The 24559-nt window shown below is 69.1% G+C and carries 16 protein-coding genes; 12 read left to right on the forward strand and 4 right to left on the reverse strand.

The window, feature by feature from the left end; translation table 11 throughout:
- Nucleotides 1-7: 7 nt before the first annotated feature.
- The 3 genes from FE633_RS08455 to FE633_RS08465 form a co-directional block, all read right to left on the reverse strand.
- Nucleotides 8-4489 (reverse strand): fibronectin type III domain-containing protein, encoded by a 4482-nt coding sequence (locus tag FE633_RS08455; RefSeq protein WP_138044466.1) that lies wholly within the window; start codon nt 4487-4489, stop codon nt 8-10.
- 299 nt (nt 4490-4788) lie between these two features.
- Nucleotides 4789-5922, reverse strand: a complete 1134-nt coding sequence (locus FE633_RS08460) for a LacI family DNA-binding transcriptional regulator (protein WP_246113501.1) — start codon at nt 5920-5922, stop codon at nt 4789-4791.
- Between the two features lie 197 nt (nt 5923-6119).
- Nucleotides 6120-7097 (reverse strand): hydroxyacid dehydrogenase, encoded by a 978-nt coding sequence (locus FE633_RS08465; protein ID WP_138044467.1) that lies wholly within the window; start codon nt 7095-7097, stop codon nt 6120-6122.
- Between the two features lie 326 nt (nt 7098-7423).
- Here FE633_RS08465 and FE633_RS08470 point away from each other — a divergent pair, with 326 nt between their 5' ends.
- The 11 genes from FE633_RS08470 to FE633_RS08520 all read left to right on the forward strand — a co-directional run bounded on the left by FE633_RS08470 (nt 7424) and on the right by FE633_RS08520 (nt 22340).
- Complete coding sequence (locus FE633_RS08470) at nt 7424-8677, forward strand: FAD-binding protein (protein WP_138044468.1); 1254 nt, start codon at nt 7424-7426, stop codon at nt 8675-8677.
- Nucleotides 8678-8855: 178 nt separating this feature from the next.
- Nucleotides 8856-10100 (forward strand): ROK family transcriptional regulator, encoded by a 1245-nt coding sequence (locus tag FE633_RS08475; RefSeq protein ID WP_138044469.1) that lies wholly within the window; start codon nt 8856-8858, stop codon nt 10098-10100.
- 18 nt (nt 10101-10118) lie between these two features.
- Nucleotides 10119-11948 carry a glycoside hydrolase gene (locus tag FE633_RS08480; protein WP_138044470.1) on the forward strand — a complete coding sequence of 610 codons (1830 nt, stop codon included), beginning with the start codon at nt 10119-10121 and terminating at the stop codon, nt 11946-11948.
- Between the two features lie 242 nt (nt 11949-12190).
- The gene (locus FE633_RS08485; RefSeq protein ID WP_138044471.1) at nt 12191-13450 is read left to right on the forward strand and encodes an ABC transporter substrate-binding protein; all 1260 of its coding nucleotides are present in this window, start codon (nt 12191-12193) and stop codon (nt 13448-13450) included.
- Between the two features lie 20 nt (nt 13451-13470).
- The gene (locus tag FE633_RS08490; RefSeq protein WP_138044472.1) at nt 13471-14436 is read left to right on the forward strand and encodes a carbohydrate ABC transporter permease; all 966 of its coding nucleotides are present in this window, start codon (nt 13471-13473) and stop codon (nt 14434-14436) included.
- The gene (locus FE633_RS08495) at nt 14433-15326 is read left to right on the forward strand and encodes a carbohydrate ABC transporter permease (RefSeq protein ID WP_171059859.1); all 894 of its coding nucleotides are present in this window, start codon (nt 14433-14435) and stop codon (nt 15324-15326) included. Before FE633_RS08490 ends, FE633_RS08495 begins: the two co-directional genes overlap by 4 nt.
- Nucleotides 15327-15338: 12 nt before the next feature.
- Entirely contained in the window at nt 15339-18218 is a 2880-nt protein-coding gene (locus FE633_RS08500; protein WP_138044473.1) for a glycoside hydrolase family 2 TIM barrel-domain containing protein, read from the forward strand.
- Nucleotides 18219-18400: 182 nt separating this feature from the next.
- On the forward strand, nt 18401-19420 hold the full coding sequence (locus tag FE633_RS08505) for an ABC transporter ATP-binding protein (RefSeq protein ID WP_138044474.1): 1020 nt from the start codon (nt 18401-18403) through the stop codon (nt 19418-19420).
- Nucleotides 19421-19422: 2 nt separating this feature from the next.
- A complete protein-coding gene (locus FE633_RS08510) occupies nt 19423-20226 on the forward strand; it encodes an ABC transporter permease (protein ID WP_138044514.1) in 804 nt (267 codons plus the stop codon).
- A 6-nt stretch (nt 20227-20232) separates the two neighbouring features.
- Nucleotides 20233-21039: an ABC transporter permease gene (locus tag FE633_RS08515; RefSeq protein ID WP_171059860.1), complete on the forward strand. Its 807-nt coding sequence runs from the start codon at nt 20233-20235 to the stop codon at nt 21037-21039.
- A gap of 221 nt (nt 21040-21260) precedes the next feature.
- Nucleotides 21261-22340: a glycoside hydrolase family 10 protein gene (locus FE633_RS08520; RefSeq protein ID WP_138044475.1), complete on the forward strand. Its 1080-nt coding sequence runs from the start codon at nt 21261-21263 to the stop codon at nt 22338-22340.
- On the opposite strand, the gene FE633_RS08525 is transcribed toward FE633_RS08520, so the two are convergent.
- Entirely contained in the window at nt 22324-23463 is a 1140-nt protein-coding gene (locus FE633_RS08525; RefSeq protein ID WP_138044476.1) for a DUF4037 domain-containing protein, read from the reverse strand. The genes FE633_RS08520 and FE633_RS08525 overlap by 17 nt on opposite strands.
- A 107-nt stretch (nt 23464-23570) precedes the next feature.
- Here FE633_RS08525 and FE633_RS08530 point away from each other — a divergent pair, with 107 nt between their 5' ends.
- Nucleotides 23571-24380, forward strand: coding sequence for a DUF817 domain-containing protein (locus tag FE633_RS08530; RefSeq protein ID WP_171059861.1), 810 nt, complete (start codon nt 23571-23573; stop codon nt 24378-24380).
- Nucleotides 24381-24559: the final 179 nt, after the last annotated feature.

Consider the following 24559-nt stretch of genomic DNA (forward strand, 5'->3'; position numbering starts at 1 on the left):
TGTCGGCCTAGAGCTCGTCGGGCAGCTGGTACCAGAACTCCACCTCCGCCAGATTGCAGCGGCCGTTGTGCCCGTCGTAGACACGGATCCGCTGGTACGAGGCGCGCTCGGCGAGCTTGAACTCGTACCACCGGGTCGTGTCGACCCCGCTGACGGTGAGGAAGTCGGTCCACGTCGCACCGCCGTCGTTCGAGCCACGGAGGACCGTCCCGTTGGCGCGGCTCAGCTGACCGACGCGGGGGTGGACGCGGATACGGTCGACGGTGATGGCGCCGGAGGCCCCCGCGTCGATGTCGATCCAGCTCTCGGCGGCGAGGGTGTCGGTGTACGTGCTGATGTCGCCGTCGAAGGCGCGCCAGCCGTTGGACGCGGTGGTTCCCGTACCAGGCCACTCGATGGTGGACGCCCGCACCATCGACGGCGTGACCTCGACCTTGCGCAGCAATGTGTCGATGGAGACGAGGAGGTCGTAGGCCGCGTACACCGCGTCGATGCGGGTGTTCTCGTCCTGGCCCGTCGCCTGCTCGATGCGGTCGAGTTCGTCGGTGAAGGCCGCGTACGACTTCTTCGTCCAGTCCGCCGTGCTGGTCTTGCGGGCCCGGGCGAGGACGGAGGCGAACGATTCGGCCACGGCGACCGCCGGCTCCTCGCAGGCCCGGGTCCCGCCCCCCACCAGGGAGGCCGTCACCCTGTAGGAGCGGCTGCCGTGCCGCAGCCCCTCGTCCTGGTAGGCGTAGGTGCGGGTGTTCTCCTTCACCGTCTCCCACTGCTCGCCGTCGGTGGAGCGGGCGAGCGTGAAGGCCAGGGCGTCCTCGGGCTTGTTCCAACGGACCGTGGCGGTGTCGGCGTGGCGCTCGACCGAGACGAGGAGGGCGTCGGGCGCGAGCGTGTCGAGCGCGACCTTCGCGAAGGTGGCGTCTCCGGTGGCCGCAAGGCCCGCGTGGACGGCGTACGGGAACGGCGTGAACAGGGTGTCCACCGTGGTCCACACCGAGCCGTCGGCCGAGACCTGCGCGAGCACGCGGTGCGTCGCGAAGTCCCGGACCAGCCGGAGCCAGGGGGCGGCGGCGAGGCTCTGGCCGTCGGGCTTGCGGGTGATCGGTGAGCGCGGATCGTCCTGCCAGTCGTGCCGGCTGTCGCGGGTGCGGTTGTGGAAGACGAGGTTGCCGTCCGCGTCGGCGCCGAAGGAGATGTGGCGGGTGTTCGGGTCCAGTTTGTCGCGGAGCATCAGGCCGGTGAGCGGGCCGCGAGCGGTGTCGACGCGTGCGGTGAGGGTGAAGCTGCCGGGTACCGGGCGGCTGACGAAGTGCAGTTCGTCCTCGATGTCGCGGGCGAGCACCTTGTAGTCGTCGCCCTCGCCGAGCCCGTCGCCCTTCGCGCCCAGCACGCCGATGGTCGACCCACGTACGGCCGCGCTGCCCGAGCGGGCGGTGCCCAGGGCGTCGTCGCGCCAGCCCGACTTGGCCAGGCCCGGCGAGACGGGGGCGCGGAGCTGGGTGCGGATGGTGTGCGAAGTCGCCCCGGAACCGGCGGAGTTGATGGCGGTGACTGTGTAGTAGTACGTCTCGTCGGAGTGCGCCGTGGTGTCGGTGAAGTGCCGGTCCGTCGCCTTCGGGGTGATGAGCTCGTACGGTCCGGGGCGGCGCGTGGCGCGCCGGATCTCGTAGTGGGTGGCGCCGGCGGTGGTCTGCCAGGTGACGGTGACCGATCCGTCGCCGGGCAGGGTGTGCACGAAGTCGACGTGTGCGGGCGTGAGTTCGGGGATGTCGGCCGATGACAGCTTCAGGACCAGGCCGGTCTTCGCGGGCACGGTCACCTTGCCGTCCCGCAGTGCCAGCTCCTTGCCGCTGACCAGGTCGAGAACGGTGGAGCCCGAGTGCCCCGCCGGGATCCGCACCTCATGCGTGCGCTCGTTGCCGTACACCTTCCGCGTGGTGTTGAAGACGAAGAAGTAGCGGCCGTAGCGGGCGGTGAGCAGGTCCGGGTAGCCGGAGTAGGCGTGGTCGGCCTCGAAGTTCTCGCGGCGCACCGTGCCGACACCGGGCTGGTACGTGATCGGGGCGATCTCCCCGGTGAGGGCCTGCGGGGCGGTGCCGTCGCCGGTCTGCTGGTCCTCCATGAAGTCGACGTCGATGTTGTCCATGCGGGCCCAGTAGTCCTCGTACGGGAAGATCCCGTCGGTGTTGAGCTGCACGAGGTGGTCGCGATTGGCGTACCGGACGTGCATGCGGCCGTTGCGGGCGAAGCCGCGCTGCCGTTCGTTCAGATGGCCCCACAGATGCAGGTCGCCGTCGCGCAGCGAGACGAACATGCAGTCCACGTCGACCCAGGCGAAGCGCTCGTAGTCACTCGTGTCGACCGCGAGCGCGTCGGTCTCCGCGGAGGTGTAGCAGGTGAAATCGGTGTGGGGATGGACGATGCCGGTCGGCTCGTGCGCCTTGAGGAAGGCGTAGGTCTCGGCGAGCTTGAGGCCGTACTTGTTCTTGGCCCGGACCGAGGCGAAGGTGTTGAAGTACTGGTGGTCGGCGAGCTGTTGCTGGGCGAAGCCGACGGCCTCGCGGGCGTGGGCGCGGACCTGCTGCCATGCGTCGCCCGCGTACCGGTCGGGGTGCCGGGCGATGTGGTGGGCCAGGGACACGTAGTTGAGGATCTTGCCCTCGGAGATACGGAGCACATAGCCGGGGAATCCCGGGTAGTTGGTGTTGCGCTCGTCGATCACCATTTCCATGCGCATGGAGCGCTTGAGGTTGTCGTCGAGGTCCGTCATCCGGGCGTGGGAGCGGGCGTGCAGATTGCGCAGCGCGATCTCCAGGATGCGGTCGTTCAGCTCCTCGTCGCCCTCGTGCCCCCAGGTGCGGTGGAACCACTCGGGGAGGTAGTTCGTGGCCTCCCCGTAGTTGGCGACGTAGCCGTTCTCGCGGGTGTGGCCGGCCTCGGTGATGGTGGTGTAGTGCGTGCCGAGCGGGAGGCGGCGTACGACGTTGCCGTCCTTGTCGAGCTTCGATCTGGCGAGGCCCTTGATGACGTACTTGATGTAGTCGTCGGTCCAGCGGGCCGTGGTGTCGTGGTAGAAGAGCGAGTGGAAGAGGTCCAGGTCCTGGCCGTCCGGGCCGACGAGCACCTCTTCGCCGAGGAAGGGCAGCCAGCCGAGCGTCTCGCCCGCGATGCGGTGGCTGCGCTCCCTGCCCTCGTAGAACTTCGAGCCGATGACGCGGAGCCCTTCGTGTGCTTCCCAGGCGCCCTCGTACGTGTACATCACCTGGTTGAAGATGTACGAGAGCCGGGAGCGCGCGTAGTCGAAGTTGGCCTTGAGAACGCGGCCCCAGGCGGCGCGGCGGGTCAGCGGGGAACCGTCGAAGTCGACGTCCTCCAGGGAGGTCTCGCCCTCGCTCGTACCGGTGGTGAAGGGCTTGTCGAGGAAGGCCTCGAAGGCATCGCGCCCGTAGACATCGTTGTCGGAGATGACGTTCTCGACGACGTACAGCGCCTCGCCCAGCGCCCCGTAGTAGCCGCCCCAGTCGCCCTGGTGGCCGCCTCGGGCGAGCAGCCTGGTGTTGCCGTAGTAGTCCTTGGTGTGGTTGTCGACGCACTTGAAGACGCGCAGCAGTGCCGCCTTCCGTTCGGCCGCCGACTGCGCCGGGCACCAGCCGGCCTGGGTCAGGGCGGTGGCGTAGAAGCGCAGTTCGTCCTCGTAGCGGACGATGCTGAGGCGAGCCGTGGCCGAGGCGTCGAGCTTCGCCGAGCAGTCGTTGAAGAGCTTCACCTGGCTCGCCACATAGCCGTCGACCAGGGCCTGCTTCTCCGCCTCCGACAGGTCCGCGACCGTGTCCGTGGACGGGGTGTGGTCGGCCTGCGGTTCGTCGCTCACGTCGAGATACGCGCCGGTGTGGGTGTAGGCCCGGTAGTAGCCGCGGGAGTCGGCGGTGACCTTGCCGGTGAATACGGAGTCGTATGTCCGCAGCGTGATCTCTGCCGTCTCCTGGCCCCGCGTGTGCTCCAGGGGCAGCATCGTCGTGGCGTAGAAGAAGCGGCCGGGCAGCGGGCGGCTGGTGCCGGTGTTGAGGGCCTCGTAGTCGCCGGAGCGGCGGTAGCCGATCTGCTCGCCGTTGATGTACGCGATCGTCTTGTACGTCGAGGAGTCGCCGCCCCAGAGCTTCACGGTGAGGTAGTTCTGGTGGACCGGGTCGACCTTCATGGTGAAGCGGAGGTCACCGCCCTTGATGTCGGCGGTAGCCAAGGGCTTGGCGACGCGCGCCCGGTCTCCCGCGTTGCCGTCGACGACTGCCGATTCGGGGGCGGTGAAGTCGTGCGCGGTCTCGGAGTCCGGGGCGCCGAAGTCGATCACGTCGAGGCGGCGGGCGCCGCCCCCGGCGTCCGCCGCCTCGACGGCGTGGGCCTGGGCGGCTACGGCGGTGGACCAGCCGCTCAGAGCGAGCGCGCCGGTCCCGGCGGCCGCACCGGCCAGGACGGATCTTCTGCTGACGGGCATGCGGGTTCCTCACAAAGGGGGACGTACCAACGACGAGGGCACAGGGGGGCGGCCACCGCTCGGGGCGTGTCCGAGGGCGCTGTAGAAATCGGTATCTATGGAAGCTAGAAGCTAGGACGGCGCCACGCGAAGAGGCAAGAGATCGGGCACGGAAAAGCGCCTCGTGGCTCAACTTCCCCGCCCATGTACAGCATTACGAACCAGTAGCCCGCAGCGAGGCGACCGGCCTCTTAGAGACCGGTTGTCGAAGAGGGGGAAGAGGGGTGTGACTCAAGGGGTGGGAACTCGGGGAGGAGAACTCAGCGGCCCGGGCGGCGCGTGGAGCCCCGCACGACGATGTGGGTGCCGAGTACCACGTGCTGGCTGTCGGGGAGTTCGTCGCGGTGCAGGGCGAGCCGGACGGCCGTGCGGCCCAGCTCCTCGTGCGGGATGTTCACGGTGGTCAGGGAGGGGAAGACGTCCATCGCCACGGGTATGTCGTCGTAGCCGACCACGGCCACGTCGTCCGGCACGCGTACGCCCGCCTCGCGCAGCGCCTGCAGCGTGCCCGCCGCGACCATGTCGGTACCGGCGAAGATCGCTGTGAACTCGGCGCCGGACGCGAGCAGTTCGCGTGTGCCCTGGTAACCGTAGGAACGCGAGTACACGCCGTCCAGGATCAGCTTCGGGTGGGGGGTCAGGCCGAGCAGTTCATGGGCGCGTGTGAAGCCGCTGATGCGCTGGCTGCTGGTGGACAGGCCCGGCACCCGGCCCAGATACGCGATGCGCTGGTGCCCGGAGGCGATGAGGTGGCTGGTCATCGCGAAAGCGCCGCCCTCGTTGTCGTAGTCGACGACCGTGGCGGGCACGCCCGGGCCGAGCGGCGGCCTGCCGACCAGCACGAGCCGCGAGCCCACACGGTCCAGGGCATGCGCGAAGTGCGTCATCCGGTCCTGGTAGGCCTTGTCCTCCCAGGCACCGCCGACCACGATCACGGCGTCGGCCCGCTGCTCGCGCATCGTCTCCACGACTGCGAGCACGCGCTGTGGGTCACCGTGCGTGGTGCACAGCATGCACAGTCTGCCCTCGGCCGAGGCCTGCTCCTCGACACCCCGGGCGATGTGCGCGTAGAAGGGCCCGGTCACGTCGTCCACGACGAACGCGACGGTCTTGTTGGTGGCACCGCCTAGGGCCCGCGCATGCGCGTTGACCACGTAGTCGAGCTCGCGCATCGCCTTGAGCACCCGGGCGCGGGTACTCGCGGCGACGGGGTAGGTCCCGCCGAGCACCCGGGACACGGTCGACGCGGACACCCCGGCCCGCGCGGCCACGTCCCGGACGGTGGAGGCGTCCTTGGCCGGGGAGGTGTCGGCGGACGGGACACTGTGCTGCTTGACGGTCGCGGTGCGCTTGGCCATGGGTGCGCCCGCCCTCCGGGTCGACTTCTTCGGCACGGGTGGGCCCTCCTCCCTGGTCGGCGCCCGTCTGCGCACCTTCACTCTATGAGACGCGACAGGCGGGCCGACCACCGCTGTGGGCGTACGAAGCGGAGGGTGCCGATGGCCGCCCTCAGCCCCGTCTCGGGGCGCGCAACGGACGGTGTCGTCACCCCGGCAACCACTTCATCGGTCCGGCGAGGAGAGCGGCGCGGTCATGCCGCGCGGTCCAGCTCCGCGTGGTCGATGCGGTGGGCGAGCGCGCGTCCCGAGAGCAGCCGCTCCGCCTCTTCGACGGTGGTGAGACCGAGGCGTGCCACCTCGTTGCCCTGCGAGCCCGCGAGATGCGGCGTGATGAACGCGTTCGGAAGGTCGAACAGCGGCGAGTCGACGGGCAGCGGTTCCGGGTCCGTGACGTCCAGGATCGCCCTGATCCGTCCGGCCCGGAGTTCCCCGACCAGCGCGTCGTGGTCGAGCAGCGAGCCGCGCGCCGTGTTGATGAGGACCGACCCGGCGGGCATCAGCGCGAGCTCGTGGGAGCCGATCAGATGCCGGGTCTCGGGGGTTTCCGGGGCGTGGATGCTCACGATGTCACTGGTGCGCATCAGCTCGTCGAGCGGCAGCAGGGGTACGCCGAGCAGGGCGGCCTCGGCCTCGTCGACGTACGGGTCGGCCAGGCTCACCTTCAGGTCGAAGGGGCGCAGCAGCTCGATGAGCCGGCGGCCGATGCGGGACGCTCCGACGATGCCGATGCGGCGGCCGAAGTTGCCGATGCCCTGCACGATCTCCCCGTAGGGGAAGGCTCGCTCGGTGCGGAGGCGGTCGCGGTGCGCGAAGAGGTCCTTGCCGGCGAGCAGGATCATCGCGAGCGTGTACTCGGCCACGGGCAGGGCGTTCGCACCGGCCGCCGAGGAGACGACGAGGCCGCGCTCCCAGATCGCGGGGGTGGTGAAGCTCTTGACCGAGCCCGCGGCGTGCAGCACGGCACGCAGCTTCGGCGCCGCGTCCAGCACGCTCTCGTCGATCCGGGGGCAGCCCCAGCCCGTGATCAGGATCTCGGCCTGGGAGAGGCTCTCGCGTACGCGGGGATCGGTGAAGTCCTCGGCCACCAGAGTGGGATCGATTTCTACCACCTCGCGCAGACGGGCCAGCACTTCCGGCGGGAAAATGTGCGGCACGTTCTCGGCGCTCATGGCGAACAGCGCGATGGGGCGCGTACTTCGGGGTGAGGAGCCCCCCGGGGAATGCTCGGGCAAGGAACTGGCCTCCGGGTCGGTGATGTGGACATAGCAACCGGTCTCTACGGTATGTGTCCGCGAGCGAGGGGGTCAATGGACATGAAGCCGCCCCCGGTCGCGGGGAGGGCAGCGACCGGGGGCGGGACTGAGGTGGGGGTGGTGTGGGGGATGAGGATTGGACTGTGGGCCGTACTTTGATCAGGTTGGTTCCGTCGTACGGACCGGAGACGCCGCGGCGGACTCACCGATAACAGAAAACTTCCCGGGGAGGGACGACAGGGATGACAGAGCCGACAGGGCCCCTGACCAACTGGGCGGGCAACATCACCTATGCCGCCAAGGAGCTGCACCGCCCGCACTCGCTCGACGCGCTCCGCACGCTCGTCGCGCGGAGCGCCCGGGTGCGGGTGCTCGGCAGCGGGCACTCGTTCAACGAGATCGCCGACCCGGGCAGCGAGGGCGTCCTGCTCTCGCTGACCGCGCTGCCGCCGTCGGTGGAGGTGGACACGGCGGCCAGGACCGTACGGGTGGCGGGTGGCGTGCGGTACGCGGAGCTGGCCCGGCGCGTCCATGAGCACGGGCTCGCGCTGCACAACATGGCCTCGCTGCCGCACATCTCGGTGGCCGGCTCGGTGGCGACGGGCACGCACGGTTCGGGGAACACAGGCGGCTCGCTGGCCTCGGCCGTACGCGAGGTCGAGCTGGTCACCGCCGACGGCTCGACGCTGACGATCGGCCGGGGCGACGCGCGGTTCGGCGGTGCCGTGACCGCCCTGGGCGCGCTCGGCGTGGTCACCGCGCTCACCCTCGACCTGGAGCCGGACTTCGAGGTCGCCCAGCATGTGTTCACCGAGTTCCCGCTGGCCGGGCTGGACTTCGATGCCGTGTCGGCGACGGCGTACAGCGTGAGCCTGTTCACCGACTGGCGGCAGCCGGGCTTCGTCCAGGCGTGGGTCAAGCGGCGCACCGACCAGCTGCTGAACGACTTCCCATGGGCCGCGCCCGCCGCCGTGGCCATGCACCCGGTGCCGGGCATGCCCGCGGAGAACTGCACCCAGCAGTTCGGTGTGCCGGGCCCCTGGCACGAGAGGCTGCCGCACTTCCGTGCCGAGTTCACCCCGAGCAGCGGCGCCGAGCTCCAGTCGGAGTACCTGCTCCCGCGCCCGTACGCGCTGGACGCCCTGCGTGCCCTCGACGCGATCCGTGAGACGATCGCCCCGGTTCTGCAGATCTGCGAGGTCCGCACGGTCGCTGCCGACAGCCAGTGGCTGAGCCCCTCGTACGGACGGGACACCGTGGCCTTCCACTTCACCTGGATCGAGGACACGGCCGCCGTGCTGCCCGTGGTGGCGCGGGTCGAAAAGGCGCTCGCCCCCTTCGATCCACGCCCGCACTGGGGCAAGGTGTTCACCACGCCCCCGTCCGAGCTGCGCGAACGCTATCCGCGGATCGGCGCGTTCACGGCCCTGGCCGAGGAGCTGGACGCGGCGGGCACGTTCCGGAACAGGTTCGTCCGGGAGGCGCTCGGCCTCTGACGGCCGGCACCTCGCGAACACCTTCGGCCATCACAGCGGCCGGCTCCTGCCGCCGGAAAGACTTTCAACAACCCCTTTCCTAACCCCTTGTCGAAAGTCGGTGCAGGCCATAGCCTTGCGCCGCGCCGAGGCCGACGTGCCCCGGCATCGGCCTGAAAGGATCGAGGGGGGCACCCGGGTGAAGCGCACTTCACGCGACATACGCACCGCGAACCGCTATGGGGTGCTGCGCGAGATCATCGCCGAGTCGCCCACATCCCGGCAGGAGCTGGCGGCCGCGACCGGGCTGAGCCTGGCCACGGTCGCCACTCTGGTCGGCGAGCTGCTCGACCTCGGGATGCTCACCGAGGTCGGGTTCGAGGACTCCGCGGGCGGACGCCCACGAGGACTCGTGGCCGTCAACGCGTCGGGGGGCGCGTTGATCGGCGTCGACATCGCGGAGACATACGTCCGCGTCGAGCTGTTCGACCTGGCGCTGAACGTACTGGCGCGGGCCGACGAGGACATGCGCCCGGGTGAGAGCCTCCCGGTGCAGGTCGTCGGGCATGTGGCCACGGCCGTCGGCTCGGTGGTCGCGCAGGCCGGCATCGAAGGCGCGCGCGTTCTCGGGGTCGGCGTCAGCGTGCCGGGCCAGGTGGACCGGGAGGGCGGCGTCTCCGAGTACGCCCCGAACTGGGACTGGCACGACGTGCCGCTGCTCGACCTGCTCTCCGAGCACATCGCATATCCCCTGTACCTGGACAATCCGTTGCGCGCCTGCGCGGTCGCCGAGCTGTGGTTCGGGGCGGCGCGTGGGCGCGGCGATGCCGTGGTGGTGAACCTCGGCACCGGAGTGGGTGCCGGGCTCGCGCTCGGCGGCGGCCTGCACCGCGGGGTCAGCAACAGCGCGGGCGAGTGGGGGCACACCACGCTCGTCCTGGACGGGCGGCTGTGCCACTGCGGCAATCACGGATGCGTGGAGACGTATGTGGGCGCGCCCGGGATCATGCTGAACCTGCGGGAGATGAGCCCGCGCAGCACTCTGCTCCATCCCGAGGACCAGACGTCGACCATCAACGCCCTGGCCCGGGGCGTCGCCGCACATGACCCGGTGGCGATCAAGGTGGTCCGGGACACGGCCCGTTACCTCGGTGCCGGCATCGCGGACCTGGTGAACCTGCTCAACCCCGAAGTGGTCGTGCTCAGCAGCTGGGTCGCGGCCACGCTCGGCGAGCCGCTGCTCGAGGAAGTGCGCGAGGCGGTGGCCCGGCACGCCCTGAAGCGTCCGTTCGCCGCCACCGAGATCGTCCTGTCCCCCATCCCCACCGACCCGGTCTGCCTGGGAGCCGCGACGTTCGCCCTCGAGGGCGCCCTGTCGGCGGTCACCCAGAAGTCCAACCGCCGCACCATCCCCGCAAGGAGCCGTACCGCACCACCTGCGTGACGACGGAAGGGATGCACCATGCCCCGCAGCACCAGATCGATCCTCGCGACGGCCTCGGCCGCGCTGGCTGTCACGGGGGCCCTGATATCCGCCCCGCCCGCGAGCGCCGCCGGCACGGCGGTCGCCGAAGTCTCCCCGCACGCCGCTCAGACGATCGACAACATCGGTGCCTCGGGCGCCTGGTGGGTCAACGACCTCAAGAACTTCGATCCCAAGGTCCAGGCCCGGGTGGCGAAGCTGCTGTTCTCCTCGGACGGGCTGGACCTGAGCAACTACCGCTACAACATCGGCGGTGGCGGCACGGACGTCACCACCCCGTCCCGCGCGCCGGAGGACTTCCGCGATGCCGACGGGACGTACGACTGGAGCAAGGACAAGGGCGGCCGTACGTTCCTCGCGTACGCGGCCAAGTACGGCGTCGAGGACCTGGTCGCGTTCGTGAACAGCGCGCCCGCCGAGTGGAAGACCAACGGCAAGAGCTGTGGCGGGTACCTGAAGGCGGAGAACACCGAGGACTTCGCCCAGTACATCGCCGATGTCACCGACCACTTCCGGGGGCAGGGCGCGAAGTTCGACTACATCAGCCCCTTCAACGAGCCGACCAACAGCTTCGACAGCTGCGGCCAGGAGGGCATGCTGGTGCCGGTCGACCAGCGCGACGACATCGTGCGGGCGCTGGGCGCCGAGCAGCGGGCGCGCGGCCAGAAAACCGGCATCATCGCCGACGAGTCCAGCAGCACGGTCGGCTTCAACACCGAGGTCCCGCAGTGGATCTCGCAGCCGGGCACGGCCCAGTACGTGTCGAAGCTGGCCCACCACACGTACAACAACCCCGACGACAGCCAGCGGGCGAAGATCTACGAGACGTCGCAGTCGGTCGGCAAGCGGTCCTGGTCCACCGAGATCTGCTGCTTCGGCAAGGGCGGCACGGGCTGGGCGCAGGAGTACGACCCGACCATCGACGGCGGACTGAACCTGTCGCGGATCATGTACAAGGACTTCGCGACCGCACACGACTCGGCGTTCCACTGGTGGGTCGCGCTCTCCGAGATGATCGGCAGCGACCCGTACGCGCGGAACGACGAGGGCTGGAACGACGGCCTGATCTACTACGACCCCGACTACGCCACGAACGGCAATCAGACGCTGTACTTCACCAAGCGCTACTACGCGCTCGGCCAGTACAGCAAGTTCGTGAAGCCGGGTGCGGTCGCGCACAACGTGACCGGCGCGCCGGACGGTGTCGAGGTCTCCACCTACGACAGCAAGGGCAAGTGGGTGGTCGTGGTCAACAACCACAACACCACGGACACGGCCCTGAACCTGAACTTCAACAGCAAGGATCCGTTGACGGCCGGGCAGGCCGTCCGCACCTCCGCCACGGAGAACTGGGCCTCGGTCGCCAAACCGTCCGTGAAGGGCGGCAAGGTCTCCGCCAAGCTCGCCCCGCGCTCGATCACGACGTACGTCCTCGACCAGAAGGGCTACGGCAGTTCAACGGTCACGGGCGCCTGGCAGGGCAAGCAGTCCGGCAAGTGCCTGACGGCAAACGCGTCGGGTGCCGCCATCAACACCTGTACGGGTGAGGCCGCGCAGGACTGGTCGTACGACGCGAGGGGCGCGCTGAAGAGCGCGGGCGGGTGTCTGACGGCCGGGAGTTCGGGCCTCGCCCTCGCGGACTGCACGAACGCTCCCGAGCAGAAATGGCTGTTGAACGCGAACGGCCAGATGGTCGGCGAGGCGTCCGGCAAGTGTCTGGACGTCAGTGGCCAGGCGACCGCCGACGGCAGCAGGGTGATCCTCCACAGCTGCTCGGGCGGGGTCAATCAGGCTTGGTCGAAGCTGTGATGCGCACCATGTCACCCCACTGAGCAGTGGTGTGCGGGCCGCTGGTGCGGCGGCCCGCACGCCCCGAATGTCCGGCATCCCGAACGTTCCACAACGCTTCGAACAGACTTCGTCCAACCCCTTGCCGAAGCCTTAGCCGAAGGTTAACGTCCCGCACCGCACCACCATTTGAGCCACCTGGCGAGAGCCAACTGGCAGTGAGCCGTAGAGCCGCCGCCGCACTTCGAGACAAGGACGTCAGCATGTCGGCAATGAGCAACAGCAACTGGGATCGTCGATCCGTACTCCGGGCTGCCGCGGGCCTGGCCGCCCTCGGCCCGCTGGCCGCGTGCGGCGACAACACCGGCCGCTCCAACGGAGGGGGCAAGGGCCTCACGCAGTACTTCCACGCGTACGGCGAGGCCGGGACCGAGCAGGCCATCAAGAAGTACGCGGCGGCGTACAAGGAGACCAAGGTGACCACCCAGTGGATCACCAGCGCCGACTTCGAGAGCAAGCTCTTCGCGACGCTGCTCACCAAGAACGCGCCCGACCTCTTCGAGTTCCACCCGCAGATCCAGATGATCAAGAGCGGCCAGGTGGAAGACCTGACCGACATCATCAACCCGGTCAAGGACGACTTCAACCCGGCCGACATCAAGTCGCACACGGTCGACGGGAAGATATACGGCGTCCGCATGATCGACGACCCGCAGTTCTTCTTCTACCGGAAGTCGCTGCTGGAGAAGGCCGGCATCGAGCCGCCTACCACGCTCGACGAGCTGATGGAGGCCGCCGCCAAGCTCACCACCGGCAAGGTCAAGGGCCTGTACATAGGCAACGACCTGCACGCGGTCATCAACCCCATGATCTGGTCGGCCGGTGCCGACACCCTCAACGAGAAGAACGAGATCGCCTACCACACGGACGGCGTCATCGAAGGCATCAAGAAGATGCGCAAGCTGTTCACCAGCGGCGACCTTCTCCTCGACGCCCCGACCGACTACTGGGACCCCTCCGCGCTCAACCAGGGCCTGTGTGCCATCCAGTTCTGCGGTATGTGGGCGATGCCGCAGTTCCAGAAGACGCTCGGCGACGACCTCGGGATCTTCCCCTTCCCGAAGGTCACCGACGACGGCAAGCCCTCGGTCTACAACGGCGGCTGGTCGATGTTCGTGAACGCCAAGGGCAAGAACGTCGACGCGGCCAAGGAGTACGTGAAGTGGCTGTGGATCGACCAGAAGAAGTACCAGGAGGAGTGGGCCACCTCCTTCGGCTTCCACATCCCGCCGCGCACCTCGATCGCCGAGGCGGCCACCAAGCTCAAGTCCGGTCTGCCGGCTGAGGGCGTCAAGCTCTTCAACGAGTTCGGCCACTTCGACAACATCGGCTGGACCCAGGCCATGATCACCGCGCTGGAGGACGTCTTCGCCGACAGCGTCCGCAAGAACGGAAACCCGGAGGCCGCTCTCGACAAGGCCGACAAGGCCGTCAACCGCGAGCTCAAGAAGCTCTTCGGATAGACCGCCGGACGGATCACGACATGTCGACGACCACCACGCGCGACCTCGCGTCCCCCGCCTCGGCGAAGGCCTCATCGGCCAAGCCGCGGCGGGGTCTGCGGGGCAGCAGCACCTTCAACTTCTGGCTCTTCACCGGGCCGTTCCTCATCGGTCTGGCGATCTTCGTCTACGTACCGATCCTCTGGAGCCTCTGGCTCAGCTTCTTCGAGGCCCGCTTCACCGTCACGCCCGACAAGTTCGTCGGGTTCGACAACTACGAGTACATGCTGACGAACTCCGACTTCATCGGATCGCTCGGCACCTTCACCGTCTTCGCCGCGTTCATCGTGCCCACCACCTGGGCGCTCTCGCTGGGCCTGGCCCTGCTGGTGAACCGGCTGCGCTTCATGCGGGCGTTCTTCCGGTCGGTCTTCTTCCTGCCGACCGCGTGCAGTTATGTGGCCGCCGCGCTGATCTGGAAGATGTCCATCTTCAGCGGGGTCCGCTTCGGCCTGATGAACACCATCCTCGGCTGGTTCGGGGTCGAGAACATCGCCTGGCTGGCCGACCCCAATCCGCCCTGGTACTGGCTGGTCATCGTCACCGCACGTCTGTGGCTGCAGTCCGGCTTCTACATGATCCTGTTCCTGGCGGCACTGCAGAACATCCCGGACGAGCTGTACGAGGCCGCCGCCATCGACGGCGCCAAGCCGGGCTGGCAGACCTTCCGGCACATCACCCTGCCGCAGCTGCGCGCCACGTCCACCGCGGTGATCCTGCTGCTGCTCATCGCCGCCTACCAGGCATTCGACGAGTTCTTCAACCTGCTGCAGAAGACGACCTGGGGCCGCCCGCCCCTCGTCGAGCTGTACTACAAGGCCCTGGGCGAGAGCCAGGACTACGGTGCCGGCAGCGCGGGCGCGGTCATCCTGACCGTGCTGATCTGTGTAGTGACCCTGTTCCAGGGCAAGTTCCTGGGCTTTGGAAGGGGGGAGGAGTCCAAGTGACCACCACCACGCCCGAGGTACGGAAATCCGCGCCGCCGTCGGCCAAGCCCCAGCGCGTCAGGCGCGGCGGTGTGATGGGCTCCACCGGCCTCTACATCGCCACCGGCGTCGCCGGCTTCCTCTTCCTGGTCCCGTTCTACCTGCTGATCCGCAACGCCCTCTCCACCGATCCCGAGATCACCGGAGAGAACTGGAAGTTCTTCCCCACGGACCTCCAGTGGGGCAACATCGGCGAGCTGTTCGACGACCCGACGGTCCCCTTCGCCCAGTCCATGTGGAACTCGGCGATCGTGGCCACCCTGCACACCGCCGGCGTCCTGCTGGTGTGCTCCCTCGCGGGCTACGGTCTCGCCCGCATCCCGTACAAGCACGCCAACAAGGTCTTCTACGCCGTCCTCGGGACCCTGATGGTCCCGACCGCCGTCACCTTCGTCCCCAGCTTCGTGCTGGTCTCGTCGCTCGGCTGGGTGGACACCTACCGCGGTCTCATCATTCCGGGCCTGTTCAGTGGTTTCACCTGCTTCCTCTTCCGGCAGTACTTCTTGGGGTTCCCGAAGGAGCTGGAGGAGGCGGCGCGCGTGGACGGGCTGGGTTACTGGGGTGCGTACTGGCGCATCGTGGTGCCCAACTCACTGAACTTCTTCGCGGCGATCGCGACCATCACCTTCATCAACGGCTGGAACTCCTTCCTGTGGCCCCTGGTCATCGGCCAGAGCCCGGACGCGTGGACCGTCCAGGTCTCGCTCTCCAACTACATGACCAACCAGACCGTCGTGTTCCATACGATCTTCATGGCCACGGCCATTTCCATCCTGCCCCTGGTGCTCGTGTTCCTCTTCCTCCAGCGCTGGCTGGTGCAGGGCATCGCGCAGACCGGCATCAAGGGCTGAGCTAGGAGACCGATGTCTTTCCGCACGACCGCCTCCCCCGACTACGTCGAGGACGTCTCGCCCGGCAGCGGAGCCCTGCCACCGCGCGCCTGGTACGCCTCCTCCGACGCGAAGTCTCTTTCCCTGAACGGCAGTTGGCGTTTTCGCCTGTCGGCGACCGCCGACGCCGAGGACGATTCGTTCGCGGAGGACGGGTACGACGCCGGGGACTGGGCCGAGGTGTCGGTCCCGGGCCACTGGGTCCTTCAGGGCGACGGGGCCTTCGGCTCGCCGATCTACACCAACCACCTCTACCCCTTCCCGGTCGACCCGCCGCGCGTGCCGACCGAGAACCCGACCGGTGACCATCTGCGCGTCTTCGACCTGCCGGACGACTGGCCCGCTCTGTCGGAGGGCGGCTCGGTGCTGCGCTTCGACGGTGTGGAGTCCTGCGCCCGGGTCTGGCTGAACGGCACGGACATCGGCGAGTTCAAGGGCTCCCGGCTGCCGCACGAGTTCGCGGTCGGCCATCTGCTGAAGCCCACGGGGAACGTGCTCGCGGTCCGGGTCCACCAGTGGTCGGCGGGCTCGTACCTGGAGGACCAGGACCAGTGGTGGCTGCCCGGCATCTTCCGGGACGTCACGCTCCTGCACCGGCCGGCGGGCAGCGCGCTCGACTTCTTCGTGCATGCCTCGTACGACCACGTCGGTGGCCTCGGGACGCTGCGCGTCGACTCCGACGTGGACGGCCGGGTCACCGTGCCCGCCCTGGACATCGATGTCGCGACCGGCGAGTCCGCGACCGTCCCGGTCGAGCCGTGGACCGCCGAGACGCCCCGCCTGTACGACGGCGTGCTGGTCACGGAAGGCGAACGCGTGCCGCTGCGGATCGGTTTCCGCACGGTCGTGCTGGAGGACGGCCTGATCAAGGTCAACGGCAAGGCGATCCTCTTCAAGGGCGTCAACCGGCACGAGTGGCACCCGGAACGGGGCCGCGCCCTCGATCTGGAGACGATGCGCGAGGACGTGCTGCTGATGAAGCGGCACAACCTCAACGCGGTCCGCACCTCGCACTACCCGCCGCACCCGGCCTTCCTCGACCTGTGCGACGAGTACGGCCTGTGGGTCATCGACGAGTGCGACCTGGAGACCCACGGCTTCACCGAGCAGGCCTGGCGCGACAACCCCGTGGACGACGACCGCTGGACCCCGGCGCTCCTCGACCGGGCGGCCCGCATGGTCGAGCGCGACAAGAACCACCCGTCGATCGTCCTGTGGTCCCTCGGCAACGAGGCCGGCACCGGGCGCGGCCTCACGGCCATGGCCGAGTGGATCCACGACCGGGACAGCTCTCGCCTTGTGCACTACGAGGGCGACTGGGGCTGCCGGGACACGGACGTGTACTCGCGGATGTACGCGGACCACGCCGAGGTCGAGCGGATCGGCCAGGGCCTGGACGGCGGACCGCACAAGCGGCGCGGGCTGCCCTTCATCCAGTGCGAGTACGGGCATGCCATGGGCAACGGTCCCGGTGGCATCGCCGACTACCAGCAGCTCTTCGAGGCGTACGACCGGCTGCAGGGCGGCTTCATCTGGGAGTGGATCGACCACGGGATCAAGCACCCCGAGCTGGGGTACGCCTACGGCGGCGACTTCGGCGAGGAACTGCACGACGGGAACTTCGTCTGCGACGGGCTGGTGTTCCCGGACCGGAAGCCGTCGCCGGGCCTGGCCGAGTACAAGAAGGTGATCGAGCCGGTCCGCATCGAGGGCGACGGCGGGGACGGCACCGTACGGGTGACGAACAGGTACGACTTCGCCGACCTGTCCGCGCTGGCCTTCGAGTGGGCGTACGACGTCGACGGCGAGACGGTCGAGGCGGGAGCCCTGTCGGTGCCCGCGCTCGCGCCGGGCGAGTCGGCGGAGGTGAAGCTGCCGGAGCCGCCCGCGCACGGCCGGGGCGGCGAGACACAGTGGACGGTACGGGCGCTGCTCGCGGGTGACACCGCGTGGGGGGAGAAGGATCACGAGGTGGCGTGGGCACAACTGCCCATCACCGAGCGGTCGTTGGCGTCGGTACCGGCCAGCGAGGGCCCCTCGGCGAGCGAGCGGCAGATCCGTCTCGGCCCGGCGTCCTTCGATGCCCGCACCGGCGCGCTTGTGACCATCGGCGGCATCGACGTGACCGGCCTGCGCCTGGACGTGTGGCGCGCGCCCACCGACAACGACGAGGGCGCGAGCTGGCAGACCGGCGAGCGCTACGGCGAGCTCTGGCGCAAGTACGGCATGCACCGTATGCAACACCGCTTGGACGGCGTCGAGTTGGGCGATGACGCGCTGACCGTACGGACCCGGGTGGCGCCCGCCGCCTGGGAGGTGGGCCTGCGCACGGTCTACCGGTGGACCTCCGACGGCTCGCGGCTGAAGCTGACCGTGTCCGTGGCGCCCGAGGGCGACTGGACGCTGCCGCTGCCGCGGCTCGGTATCCGTTTCGGGCTTCCGAGGGCGGACCGGGTCAAGTGGTTCGGCGGTGGCCCCGGCGAGGCGTACCCGGACACCAGGTCGGCGTCGAAGCTGGGGCTCTGGCACTCCTCGGTGGACGAGCTGCAGACCCCGTACGTCCGTCCCCAGGAGAACGGCGCGCGGGCCGACACCCGCCTGGCCGAGCTCGGCGGGCTGCGGATCGAGGGCGAGCCGGCGTTCTGGTTCACGGCCAGGCGCTGGACGACCGAGCAGCTGGACGCGGCCGGGCATCTGACGGACCTGGAGCCCGGCGACACCGTGTGGGTCAATCTCGACCACGGCCAGCAGGGCATCGGCTCGCAGTCCTGCGGTCCGGGTCCGCTGCCGCAGTACGAACTGCGGGCGTCATCCACCGAGTTCTCGTTCGTGTTCTCGAAGACGCGTGACTGACACGTCAACCGACCGCGGCCGTCCGGTGCTTGAGCCGGACGGCCGCGGTCGTTCTCATGCGCACGCCAAAAATTGGCTGGCGCCGGGGCGCTCGCTGCCTCCATGATCGACGTGGTCTCGTCGCGATCCGTGTGCCCGCCCGGGCCGAACAAAGCGACCAGAGTGACCAGGAGGACCGCCGCATGAGCGGAAGTATCGAGGTCCGCGGACTGTCCCGGACCTTCCACACCACCGTGCGGCGTCCCGGTTTTCTGGGTGGCGTCAGATCCCTGGTCAACCCGGAGCGGGTCGCCAAGGAGGCCGTGTGCGACATCAGCTTCGAGGTGGCGGCCGGTGAACTCCTCGCCCTGCTCGGCCCGAACGGCGCGGGCAAGTCCACCACCATCAAGATGCTCACCGGCATCCTCACCCCCACGGCCGGCGAGGCGCGGGTCGCGGGCGTGGTGCCGTACGAGGAGCGGGAGCGCAACGCCCGGAACATCGGGGCCGTGTTCGGGCAGCGCACCCAGTTGTGGTGGGACCTGCCGGTCCGCGAGTCGTTCTCGATCCTCAGGGACATCTACGAAGTGCCGAAGGCCGAACACGCGGCACGCCTCAAGGAGTTCGACGACCTGCTCGCCCTGTCCTCCTTCTGGGACACCCGCGTCCGGCACCTCTCCCTCGGCCAGCGTGTGCGCAGCGACATGGCCGCCGCGCTGCTGCACGACCCGCCCGTGGTGTTCCTCGACGAGCCGACCATCGGCATGGACGTGGTGGTCAAGGAACAGGTGCGTGAGTTCCTCCGTCACCAGGTGGAGGAGCGCGGCCGCACCGTCCTGCTGACCACGCACGACATGACGGAGGTCGAGCGGCTCGCCGAGCGGGTCGTACTGATCAACCACGGGCGGCTCGTGCTGGACGGCACCCTCGACGAGATCCGCCGGAAGTTCGGCTCGACCTGGCAGGTGCGGGCCACGCTCGCCGATCCGCACACACCCGTCGAACCGTTGCCGGGGATCACTCTGCTGCGGCGGGAGGGACCCCAGGTGGTGTTCGGGCCCGACGGACCGACGGCGCCGACCGTCCACCAGGCGCTGAAGCAGGTCATCGAGCGGTACGAGGTGACGGACATCGCCCTGGACGAGGCCGAGTTGGAGGACGTGATGCGGGCCGCGTACGTCCAGTCGGAGGTGCGGGTGGCAGACCGGGCGGGAGGGGCGTGACCGTGGCCGTCCTGAGTGCCTGGCGGGCCGCCCGGGTCACCCCGCTCGGCGAGCTGCACACCCCGCCCCGTATGACCGCGGCGCTGCTGCGTCTCACCGTGCAGATCGTGCTGGTGGCGTCCCTGTGGCGCGGCCTGTACCACGCGACCGGCACCACCGCCGGACTCGACCGCGACCAGGCCGTCACCTACGCGGTGCTGGCCGTACTGGCGAGCCGGGTGAGGGAGCTGGACCAGTACTCGGGCCGCGACACCGTCCTGCAGCACATGCACTTCGGCACGATCGTTTACTGGTACCTGCGGCCGCTGCCGCCCCAGCGCTACTACGCGCTGCGGGCGCTCGGCGAGCAGGTGTACGGGTTCGCCTGGGCGCTCGCCGGATACGCGGTCTGTCTGGCCGCCGGGGTGGTGCGGCCGCCCGGGTCGGCCGCCGTGGCAGGGGTGTTCGCGCTCAGCCTGCTGCTCGGCCAGCTGGTGATGTACTACGTCATGCTGGTCATCGACCAGCTGTGCTTCTGGACGCTCCGCAACGGCGCCGCGGTCATGATCCTGATCTTCGCGCAGAACCTGCTGTCCGGGGTGTACGCACCGCTGTGGTTCTTCCCGGACTGGTTCATCACGCTGAGCGCCTTCCTGCCCTTCCAGGCGACGCTGAGCGTGCCGCTGTCGCTGTACGTGGGCCGGATCCCGCTGTCGGACGCGGGCTTCCAGCTCGCCGTGCAGGCGGGCTGGGTCGTGGTCCTCGCCCTGTTCACCCGACTGCTGTGGCGGCGAGCCGCCCGGCGCGTGATCTCGCAGGGAGGCTGAGGTGTCATGTCGCTGAACGCCCTTCGCATCGTGTGGCGCGTCACGCGTCTCAACTTCCGCGCCCAGCTGGAGTACCGCTCCGAGTTCCTGATGATGATCGCGATCGGCGCGATCTGGCAGGTGTCGGTGATCGTGTTCGCGACGGTCCTGCTGAGCCGGTTCACCGGGATGGGCGGCTGGGACAGCTCGGACGTCCTCCTCATCCCGGCGACGCGGATGCTGGCGCACGCTCTGTTCGTGCTGTTCCTGGGGCGGATGCACGGCGTCGGCCGACACATCCAGGAGGGCAGGATCGACACGTATCTGGTCCGTCCCATGCCGGTCCACCGCCAGGTCCAGCTGGAGTTCTTCCCGACGAACGCGATCGGCGACATGACGGTGGCGGTCGGTCTGATGGTGGGCGCCCTGTCGCGCAGTCAGCTCGACTGGACGGCGGGCCGGATCGCGTACCTCATCGCCTGCTTGATCGGCGGCATGCTCCTGGAGGCGGCCATGTTCACGGTGGTGGCCTCCGCCTCGCTGCGCTTCCCGGCCGCGGACTACTGGAGCCGCTGGCTGGAGGAACTGCTCGGCACGTTCGGCAGCTATCCGCTGAACGTACTGCCGAGGGCGGTGGGCGGCTTCCTGACGTTCGGGCTGCCGCTGGCGTTCGTGGCGTACTTCCCGGCGGCCGTGCTGACCGGGCACGGCGACAGCACCGGCGTGCCCTACTGGCTGGCGGCGGCCTCCCCGCTGCTGGGGGCGCTGGCGTATCTGGGGGCGCGGCTGCTGTGGAGGTGGAGTCTGGGGCACTACACGGGGGTGAACGGGTGACGAGCCCTCCGGGGGTTTGGCCGGTCGGTCTCGGGTGCCCGGCTCTGTTTGTGGGCGGCTGCGGGTTCGTTGTGGCTTGTCGCGCAGTTCCCCGCGCCCCTGAACGGCCGGGTGTCTGCCGGGAGTGACACGCGCCGGAGTGACGGCACCGGAGTGACGGCAACCTTCCTCTGACCGGCGGCGACTGCAGTGCGATCACCCCCACCCAGCGAGGAGCCGCCATGCCTCACTCACCCAGACGTCGCCGTCGTCGTGTCCTGCGCCCCCTGCCACTCGTGGCCGTCGGCGCGCTGGTCGCGGCGGCAGCTGTCACGGTTCCCCAGCTCACGCCCGAGGCCGATGCCGCAACCACTCTCCGCGGCTACGCCGACGCCCGGGGTGTGAAGATCGGCGCGGCCGTCGCGGACACGCCGCTCACCTCCGAGTCGGCGTACACCACCGTGCTGGACCGTGAGTTCAACTCGGTCACCGCCGAGAACGCGATGAAGTGGGACGCGCTGGAGCCGAGCCGGGGCAGCTACAACTGGGGCGCCGCGGACCGGCTCGTCGCGCACGCGAGTGCCCACCAGCAAGGCGTACGTGGCCACACGCTCGCCTGGTACAGCCAGCTCCCGTCCTGGCTCAAGAACGGCAACTTCTCCGCCTCCGAGCTGAACACGATCCTGAAGAAGCACATCGACACGACCGTCGGCCGCTACAAGGGCAAGATCTACGCCTGGGACGTCATCAACGAGACGTTCAACGAGGACGGTTCGATGCGTGGCTCGCTGTGGCAGAACAAGCTGGGCACCGGCTACATCGCCAACGCCCTGCGCTGGGCGCACGCCGCCGACCCGTCGGCGAAGCTGTACATCAACGACTACAACATCGAGGCGGACAACGCGAAGAGCGACGGCCTGTACAACCTGGCCAAGCAACTCCTCTCCCAGGGCGTCCCGTTGCACGGCATCGGTTTCCAGTCCCATTTCGTGGTGGGCGGGGTGCCGAGCTCGATGAAGGCGAACCTGAAGCGCTTCTCGGACCTCGGTCTGGAAGTCTCCGTCACCGAACTCGACATCCGCATCCCGCTGCCCGCCTCCAGCGCCGAACTCGCCCAGCAGTCCACCGACTACAAGACGGCGACCGAGAACTGCCTCGGCGTTCCCCGGTGCGCCGGCATCACGGTCTGGGGCATCACCGACAAGTACTCCTGGGTCCCGGGCACCTTCAACGGTTACGGCGCGGCCCTCCCGTACAACGAGAGCTACGCGGCGAAGCCCTCCTACACCGGCCTGTCGAACGGACTCAACCCGACGGCCTGACGCCCTGACGGCCGACGAGACCAAGGAAGTCGGTGCTGTCCGCCCACTGGTCCACGCCGCCGGTCAACGGCCGGGAGCGCAGCTCCGGGTCGGTGACCGTACGGCTCAGGGCCTGCGCGAAGCGCTCGGCGTGCAGCACCAGGAAAGGGCGGCTGTGGTAGCGGCGGCGGGCGGGGTCGACCTGCTCCGCCAGCCCGGTCGCGTTCTGCAGGGCGCCTGCCTTCTCGTACGCGTCGCACAGGTGCCGTTCCCGGTCCGCGTACTCCGTCGCGGCGAGCGCCCCGCGCAGCGACGGAGTGAGGTCCCCGGCCACCGGCAGCCGCGCGAAGGCGCTGCCCAGCCATTTGCTGTACGGGGCGTACGTCCGCTCCAACAGGAGGCACAGCCGCATCAGGTCGCGGACCAGCCGCGCGGCGACCACCGCCGAGCCGAGCTCGTCACCGACCTCCGCGCAGCGACCGACGAACGCCTCCTCCTGGGAGAGCCGCTGCCACTGGCAGGCGAGCAGGTGACGCCACACCTGGTCCGGGTACCAGGTGAGGCGCCGCCGTACGGCGTCCAGCGCGCCGAGTCCGTCGTGGAAGACGGCGCCCGCCGTCACTTCGGCCAGCCGCTGTTGGGGGATGGACAGCCAGTCCCCCGTGGTCGGTTCGGCGGCGAGCGCGTCGACGCCGAGCTGTGTCACGAGCCACGGCCCGAGCCCGTCCACCGACACCCGGTGGTCGACGGGCCCGTCCGCCGGCTCCATGTGCCCCGACACCGGATCCAGCGCGTCGTCGTCCCGGCGGCGGAAGTGTGTGGGCCAGCCGCGCACCTCCTTGGGCAGGCGCTCGGCCAGCAGCCGGTGAATCCGCTCCCCGTGCTCGGTGACGTCCTCGGCCGACAGGAACAGGTTCAGCCGCGGCCCCCACTCGTGATCCGCCGACCGCGGCGTGTCGAAGCCCAGCACCTCCGAGCCCGAGCCGACGCGCGCGGCCGTGTACCGAAGGCCGGGGTACGCCTCGGCCAGGATCGGCCGCACCGCCTCCTCGTACAGGATCCGGGAGAGTTCGAGCCCGGGGAGGAACGCGGCGGCGGGTCGGGGAGGTGGTGGGCTGGGTGGTGAGGTAGGTGGTGTCGGCATGCGGTCACTCTGCCGGGGCGGGCCGCCGTAAACCACCGGATTACGTCTGGGCCTTCGGCCGCGTGGCAACCAACCTCGGAAGGCACCTGCCCGTCCTACAGGGCACCATGTTCACCACAAGCATCATCGGCCCCTTGGCCTCATCGGTTCGCCAGCTGCTTGATTTCGCCTGGATACACACCCGTGCCTGTGCCTTCGCCATCGCACTGCTGTCCGGGGTGGCGGCGTCCGCCTTACTGCCAGATCTCCCAGTGGCCCGCTACGACTTGCTCGTCGCCTACGGCGTGCTGCTCACCCTGCTGTTCTGGCTGCGTGGCTGGGAGGACGGGCGGGACATCACCGTCATCGCCGTCTGCCACGTCATAGGCCTCGCCTTCGAGCTGGTGAAGGTGTCCCTCGGCTCGTGGAGCTATCCGGAACCGGCCGTACTGAAGTTCGCGGGCGTGCCGCTGTACGGAGGCTTCCTGTACGCGGCTGTCGGCAGCTACGTCTGCCGGGCCTGGCACCTGTTCGACCTGGAGCTGGTCCGCTACCGACCACGGTCGACAGCGGCTGTGGCCGCAGCCATCTACGTCAACTTCTTCACCCATCACTGGCTGCCCGACGCCCGCCGGCCGCTGGCCGGACTGCTCCTGGCAGTCACCGCGGGCACCTCGGTGCGTTACACGGTGCGCGGTGTACGCCGACGCATGCCCCTGGCGTTGTCGTTCGTCCTGATCGGTTTCTTCCTGTGGGTGGCAGAGAACCTCGCCACCTACATGGGTGCTTGGCGCTACCCCTACCAGCTCGACGGATGGCGGCCCGTGGGAGTCGAGAAGTTCGGCGCCTGGGCGCTGCTGATCAGCATCACCTTCGTACTGGCAGCGGTCGGCCGATCGCGCCACAAGGACAACGCCGGCCCCAGTGCCGCTACCTGAAGCGGCGGAGGGCCTGCTCGCGCTCGAGCCGCACCTCCGCCCAGACGTTACGGACGTCCCGGCCGGGCCCCCGTCCGTGCCGGACCGCGTTCGCGGCGAGTTCGGCGGCGGTGACGGTGTCACTGATCTCGCAGCCGTACGGAGCGCCGTCGGCCGGGACCTCCGGGACCCGGCCGGCC

The sequence above is a fragment of the Streptomyces montanus genome, from assembly GCF_005786655.1.
Lineage (GTDB): Bacteria > Actinomycetota > Actinomycetes > Streptomycetales > Streptomycetaceae > Streptomyces > Streptomyces sporangiiformans.